The sequence below is a fragment of the Pseudomonas helmanticensis genome, from assembly GCF_900182985.1.
In the GTDB taxonomy this organism is placed as follows: Bacteria; Pseudomonadota; Gammaproteobacteria; order Pseudomonadales; family Pseudomonadaceae; genus Aquipseudomonas; species Aquipseudomonas helmanticensis.
Map to the genome: position 1 here is coordinate 5,057,501 of NZ_FXUY01000001.1, position 6,363 is coordinate 5,063,863.

Sequence of the window (6,363 nt, forward strand, 5' to 3'; positions counted from 1 at the left end):
ACCGGGCGATCTATCCATGGGCAGGTTGAAGGTTGGGTAACACTAACTGGAGGACCGAACCGACTACCGTTGAAAAGTTAGCGGATGACCTGTGGATCGGAGTGAAAGGCTAATCAAGCTCGGAGATAGCTGGTTCTCCTCGAAAGCTATTTAGGTAGCGCCTCATGTATCACTGTAGGGGTAGAGCACTGTTTCGGCTAGGGGGTCATCCCGACTTACCAAACCGATGCAAACTCCGAATACCTACAAGTGCCGAGCATGGGAGACACACGGCGGGTGCTAACGTCCGTCGTGAAAAGGGAAACAACCCAGACCGTCAGCTAAGGTCCCAAAGTTATGGTTAAGTGGGAAACGATGTGGGAAGGCTTAGACAGCTAGGAGGTTGGCTTAGAAGCAGCCACCCTTTAAAGAAAGCGTAATAGCTCACTAGTCGAGTCGGCCTGCGCGGAAGATGTAACGGGGCTCAAACCATACACCGAAGCTACGGGTATCATCTTCGGATGATGCGGTAGAGGAGCGTTCTGTAAGCCTGTGAAGGTGAGTTGAGAAGCTTGCTGGAGGTATCAGAAGTGCGAATGCTGACATGAGTAACGACAATGGGTGTGAAAAACACCCACGCCGAAAGACCAAGGTTTCCTGCGCAACGTTAATCGACGCAGGGTTAGTCGGTCCCTAAGGCGAGGCTGAAAAGCGTAGTCGATGGAAAACAGGTTAATATTCCTGTACTTCTGGTTATTGCGATGGAGGGACGGAGAAGGCTAGGCCAGCTTGGCGTTGGTTGTCCAAGTTTAAGGTGGTAGGCTGGAATCTTAGGTAAATCCGGGATTCTAAGGCCGAGAGCTGATGACGAGTGTTCTTTTAGAACACGAAGTGGTTGATGCCATGCTTCCAAGAAAAGCTTCTAAGCTTCAGGTAACCAGGAACCGTACCCCAAACCGACACAGGTGGTTGGGTAGAGAATACCAAGGCGCTTGAGAGAACTCGGGTGAAGGAACTAGGCAAAATGGCACCGTAACTTCGGGAGAAGGTGCGCCGGTGAGGGTGAAGGACTTGCTCCGTAAGCTCATGCCGGTCGAAGATACCAGGCCGCTGCGACTGTTTATTAAAAACACAGCACTCTGCAAACACGAAAGTGGACGTATAGGGTGTGACGCCTGCCCGGTGCCGGAAGGTTAATTGATGGGGTTAGCTAACGCGAAGCTCTTGATCGAAGCCCCGGTAAACGGCGGCCGTAACTATAACGGTCCTAAGGTAGCGAAATTCCTTGTCGGGTAAGTTCCGACCTGCACGAATGGCGTAACGATGGCGGCGCTGTCTCCACCCGAGACTCAGTGAAATTGAAATCGCTGTGAAGATGCAGTGTATCCGCGGCTAGACGGAAAGACCCCGTGAACCTTTACTATAGCTTTGCACTGGACTTTGAATTTGCTTGTGTAGGATAGGTGGGAGGCTTTGAAGCGTGGACGCCAGTTCGCGTGGAGCCAACCTTGAAATACCACCCTGGCAACTTTGAGGTTCTAACTCAGGTCCGTTATCCGGATCGAGGACAGTGTATGGTGGGTAGTTTGACTGGGGCGGTCTCCTCCTAAAGAGTAACGGAGGAGTACGAAGGTGCGCTCAGACCGGTCGGAAATCGGTCGTAGAGTATAAAGGCAAAAGCGCGCTTGACTGCGAGACAGACACGTCGAGCAGGTACGAAAGTAGGTCTTAGTGATCCGGTGGTTCTGTATGGAAGGGCCATCGCTCAACGGATAAAAGGTACTCCGGGGATAACAGGCTGATACCGCCCAAGAGTTCATATCGACGGCGGTGTTTGGCACCTCGATGTCGGCTCATCACATCCTGGGGCTGAAGCCGGTCCCAAGGGTATGGCTGTTCGCCATTTAAAGTGGTACGCGAGCTGGGTTTAGAACGTCGTGAGACAGTTCGGTCCCTATCTGCCGTGGACGTTTGAGATTTGAGAGGGGCTGCTCCTAGTACGAGAGGACCGGAGTGGACGAACCTCTGGTGTTCCGGTTGTCACGCCAGTGGCATTGCCGGGTAGCTATGTTCGGGAAAGATAACCGCTGAAAGCATCTAAGCGGGAAACTTGCCTCAAGATGAGATCTCACTGGAACCTTGAGTTCCCTGAAGGGCCGTCGAAGACTACGACGTTGATAGGTTGGGTGTGTAAGCGCTGTGAGGTGTTGAGCTAACCAATACTAATTGCCCGTGAGGCTTGACCATATAACACCCAAGCAATTTGCATGCTCCGAGCTGAAAAGCGAAAGAGACCAGATTGCGGTGTGTGAAGACGAAACGAACCGAAAGTTCGATGTTCACAAACACCGAAAGCTATCACATACCCAATTTGCTGAAGCGAGGCCATCTGGCCACGATTCGGTACCCGAATTTCTTGACGACCATAGAGCGTTGGAACCACCTGATCCCATCCCGAACTCAGCAGTGAAACGATGCATCGCCGATGGTAGTGTGGGGTTTCCCCATGTGAGAGTAGGTCATCGTCAAGATTAAATTCCGAAACCCCAATTGCGAAAGCAGTTGGGGTTTTGTTTTGCCCGCAAGAAAAGCGCTTGCTTGATTTCTATGCAACGGCTCGGGGCATGGCTATTATTCGGCCTCATTGTGAGGCGAGACCTGCATGCTGACGTTGTTGAATCTTCTGAAGGATGGGCGTTTCCATTCTGGTCAGGATCTGGGCGAGGCCCTGGGAATAAGTCGAAGTGCAGTATGGAAACAGCTTCAGCATCTTGAGGCTGAACTCGGCTTGTCTATCCATAAAGTCCGCGGTCGGGGTTATCAGTTGGCATCGCCATTGATGCTGCTCGACTCTCTAAAGCTATCGACAATGGCACCAAATTGGCCGGTGACCATTCTGGATTCGGTCGACTCGACTAATGCCGAAGCATTGCGCTCTATTGGCCAAGGCAATTCAGCACCGTTTTTGGTGCTCGCTGAGCGGCAAGTTTCCGGGCGCGGCCGCAGAGGTCGTAAATGGGTCAGTCCGTTTGCTGAAAATCTATATTACAGCCTTGTTCTTCGAATCGATGGTGGAATGCGCCAGCTCGAAGGGCTCAGCCTTGTTGTAGGGTTGGCTGTGATGCAGACTTTGCGGAGCTTTGGCGTGGTAAATGCCGGTTTGAAGTGGCCCAATGATGTCTTGGTGGGTAACAAAAAATCGCCGGCATTCTGCTTGAGCTTATTGGCGACCCGGCGGATGTCTGTCATGTGGTGCTGGGGATTGGTATCAATGTGAATATGCAGACTGCTGATGAAGTCGATCAGCAATGGACCTCGATTCGACTTGAGTCTGGCAATAACTGCGATCGAAATGCCTTGGTGGCCGAGCTGAGTAAGCAGCTGGACGCCTACATTCGGCGTCATCAGGCGGGGGATTTTCGGTTCTCCGGGAGGAATGGGAAGTGAATCACTTGTGGCAGGAGCGATCGGTGTCATTGATTGCTGGTGCCAACCATATAGATGGCGTAGTGCTCGGAATCGACAATCAAGGTGCTCTGCGCTTGAGGGTGAACGGCGTGGAGAAAGTATTTAGTGGTGGTGAGCTGAGCCTGAGGTTGCGTGATGATTCTTGAGCTCGACTGCGGGAACAGCTTTATAAAATGGCGTGTGCTGAATGCCGCGGTTGGCGGCCTGATCTCCGAAGGGGTGGTCGACTCGGATTTGGCGCTGCTTGAGAGTTTGCGAGCGATTGATCGGCTTTCCCTGGGCAAATGTCGCTTGGTCAGTGTGAGGACTGGCGAAGAAACCGGCGCGCTGATCGACATTATCGAGCGGGAGTTCGGTATTTCGGTGATTCGCGCGGAGTCCGCTCGTGAAATGTCTGGTGTTAGAAATGGTTACGAAGACTACGAGCGCCTTGGGCTTGATCGATGGCTGGCGATGCTGGGCGGGTTTCACCTCGCTTCAGGAGGGGCCTGCCTGGTACTCGATTTCGGTACGGCGGTAACCGCAGATTTCATCGCGGCTGATGGCGAGCATCTGGGTGGCTTTATTTGTCCTGGAATGCCGTTGATGCGTAACCAGTTGCGTACTCATACCAGAAAGATTCGTTATGGGGATTTGGCTGCCGAGCGGGCGCTGTCCAGCAACGCACCAGGGCGGACTACCGTTGAGGCGGTAGAGCGTGGGTGTTCATTGATGTTGCGTGGGTTCGTACTGACGCAGCTGGAAATGGCGCGCTCCTATTGGGGGGCTGACTTCGCTGTCTTTATAACCGGTGGTGACGCCGATTTGGTTGCAGGTGTTGCTCCCGAGGCCAGAATCGTTCCCGACCTGGTGTTTGTGGGGTTGGCTATGGCGTGTCCTTTGACCTGAGGTTTGTATGCGTTGGTTGTTCCTCCTGCTTCTGGTTCTCAATGTTTTTTATTATGTCTGGCATCAGCAGGAGGCGCCGTTGCGGGCAAAGGACGTGACGCCTCTTAGTTTGTATCGGGGGTCGCAGCAGGATATTCGCTTGCTGAGCGAGACGACTGGTGACGTTAGGGAGAAGCAGGGCGTGCGGCGTCAGGAGTGTCTCTTTCTGGGCGGTTTCTCTCGACAGGAGTCGATTTCGGCGCTGCAGCAGCGTTTGGCTGAAATGGGCGTTAATGTACAGCCGTCGTCGAAGGATGCTCCAGGAGCCGGTTATTGGCTGTCTGTTGCACCTGAGAGCCAGCGTTTGTTAGGGGATGTGCAACTGCAGAACCTTTCCAAGGAATTCAATGAGTTAAAACATAAAATAATGCTGTGTGAGGGGGTTGCGCCTGTCGAATAGTTTGCATAGAATGGCGCCCGCTCCACAGCGAAGACCCAAACAGGTTTTCAACGTGAGGTGATGTCAACGCAGCTAACCTCAGGTTTTTAAATGAGAAAATGCTTGACAGGGGTTTGGCATAGTATAGAATGCCGGCCTGATTAGGAGGGGTTCCCGAGCGGCCAAAGGGATCAGACTGTAAATCTGACGTCTACGACTTCGAAGGTTCGAATCCTTCTCCCTCCACCAGATTTAAGCGTGAGCTGCAAGCTCCGCGGGTATAGTTTAGTGGTAGAACCTCAGCCTTCCAAGCTGATGATGCGGGTTCGATTCCCGCTACCCGCTCCAAGTTTGCAGGTTGTGCAAAGTGTTTCGCTCTTGTAGCTCAGTTGGTAGAGCACACCCTTGGTAAGGGTGAGGTCAGCGGTTCAAATCCGCTCAAGAGCTCCATATAACAAGGCAGATATGAAAATATCTGCCTTTGTTTTAATGGCTAATGTTGTTTGCTCAATTCTTCTGTTAAGGGTGATATCGATGGCTAAGGAAAAATTTGATCGTTCCCTGCCGCACGTCAACGTTGGGACCATTGGTCACGTTGACCACGGTAAAACCACTTTGACTGCTGCTCTGACTCGCGTTTGCTCCGAAGTTTTCGGTTCGGCAATCGTTGACTTCGACAAGATCGACAGCGCCCCAGAAGAGAAAGCTCGCGGTATCACCATCAACACCGCGCACGTTGAGTACAACTCGAAATTCGTCACTACGCTCACGTTGACTGCCCAGGTCACGCTGACTATGTGAAGAACATGATCACCGGTGCTGCTCAAATGGACGGCGCTATTCTGGTTTGTTCGGCCGCTGATGGTCCGATGCCGCAAACCCGTGAGCACATCCTGCTGTCCCGTCAGGTTGGCGTTCCGTACATCGTGGTTTTCCTGAACAAGGCTGACCTGGTAGACGACGCTGAACTGCTGGAACTGGTCGAGATGGAAGTTCGCGACCTGCTGTCCACCTACGACTTCCCGGGCGATGATACTCCAATCATCATCGGTTCGGCTCGTATGGCTCTGGAAGGCAAAGACGACAACGAGATGGGCACCACTGCCGTCAAGAAGCTGGTTGAGACTCTGGACAGCTACATCCCAGAACCAGTTCGTGTCACCGACAAGCCGTTCCTGATGCCAATCGAAGACGTATTCTCGATTTCGGGTCGCGGTACTGTTGTGACCGGTCGTATCGAGCGCGGTATCGTTCGCGTTCAAGATCCGCTGGAAATCGTTGGTCTGCGTGACACCACCGTTACTACTTGCACCGGTGTTGAAATGTTCCGCAAGCTGCTCGACGAAGGTCGTGCTGGCGAGAACTGCGGCGTTCTGCTGCGTGGTACCAAGCGTGACGACGTTGAGCGTGGTCAGGTTCTGGTTAAGCCGGGTTCGGTTAAGCCGCACACGAAGTTCACTGCAGAAGTTTACGTTCTGAGCAAGGAAGAAGGCGGTCGTCACACTCCGTTCTTCAAAGGCTACCGTCCACAGTTCTACTTCCGTACTACTGATGTGACTGGTAACTGCGAGCTGCCAGAAGGCGTTGAAATGGTGATGCCAGGTGACAAC

General features: G+C 52.8%; 2 protein-coding genes, 3 tRNA genes, 2 rRNA genes and 2 pseudogenes (1 of these 9 running past the window's edge). All 9 read left to right on the forward strand.

All coding sequences use genetic code 11. The annotated features are described in order from the left end of the window. Positions 1-2,226: ribosomal RNA gene (locus QOL84_RS22560) — 23S ribosomal RNA — on the forward strand (it extends 667 nt beyond the left edge of the window). A 168-nt stretch (positions 2,227-2,394) separates the two neighbouring features. Then, positions 2,395-2,510, forward strand: a 5S ribosomal RNA gene (gene rrf / locus QOL84_RS22565). A gap of 131 nt (positions 2,511-2,641) precedes the next feature. Continuing rightward, positions 2,642-3,593 (forward strand): annotated as a pseudogene (gene birA, locus QOL84_RS22570) (bifunctional biotin--[acetyl-CoA-carboxylase] ligase/biotin operon repressor BirA). Next, entirely contained in the window at positions 3,583-4,335 is a 753-nt protein-coding gene (locus QOL84_RS22575) for a pantothenate kinase (protein ID WP_283438603.1), read from the forward strand. The pseudogene birA and the gene QOL84_RS22575 overlap by 11 nt, the downstream one beginning before the upstream one ends. A gap of 7 nt (positions 4,336-4,342) precedes the next feature. Beyond that, positions 4,343-4,774, forward strand: coding sequence for a hypothetical protein (locus tag QOL84_RS22580; RefSeq protein ID WP_283438604.1), 432 nt, complete (start codon positions 4,343-4,345; stop codon positions 4,772-4,774). 143 nt (positions 4,775-4,917) lie between these two features. After that, positions 4,918-5,002 (forward strand) — tRNA-Tyr (locus tag QOL84_RS22585). Positions 5,003-5,027: 25 nt separating this feature from the next. Beyond that, positions 5,028-5,101 (forward strand) — tRNA-Gly (locus tag QOL84_RS22590). 26 nt (positions 5,102-5,127) lie between these two features. After that, positions 5,128-5,203 (forward strand) — tRNA-Thr (locus QOL84_RS22595). An 84-nt stretch (positions 5,204-5,287) separates the two neighbouring features. Beyond that, a pseudogene (gene tuf, locus QOL84_RS22600) lies at positions 5,288-6,363 on the forward strand (elongation factor Tu); the annotation flags it as partial.

Excerpts from the sequence above, each read along its gene's own strand:
- QOL84_RS22575 (WP_283438603.1), top strand. The coding sequence starts at position 3,583 with ATGATTCTTGAGCTCGACTGCGGGAACAGCTTTATAAAATGGCGTGTG.
- QOL84_RS22580 (WP_283438604.1), top strand. The coding sequence starts at position 4,343 with ATGCGTTGGTTGTTCCTCCTGCTTCTGGTTCTCAATGTTTTTTATTAT.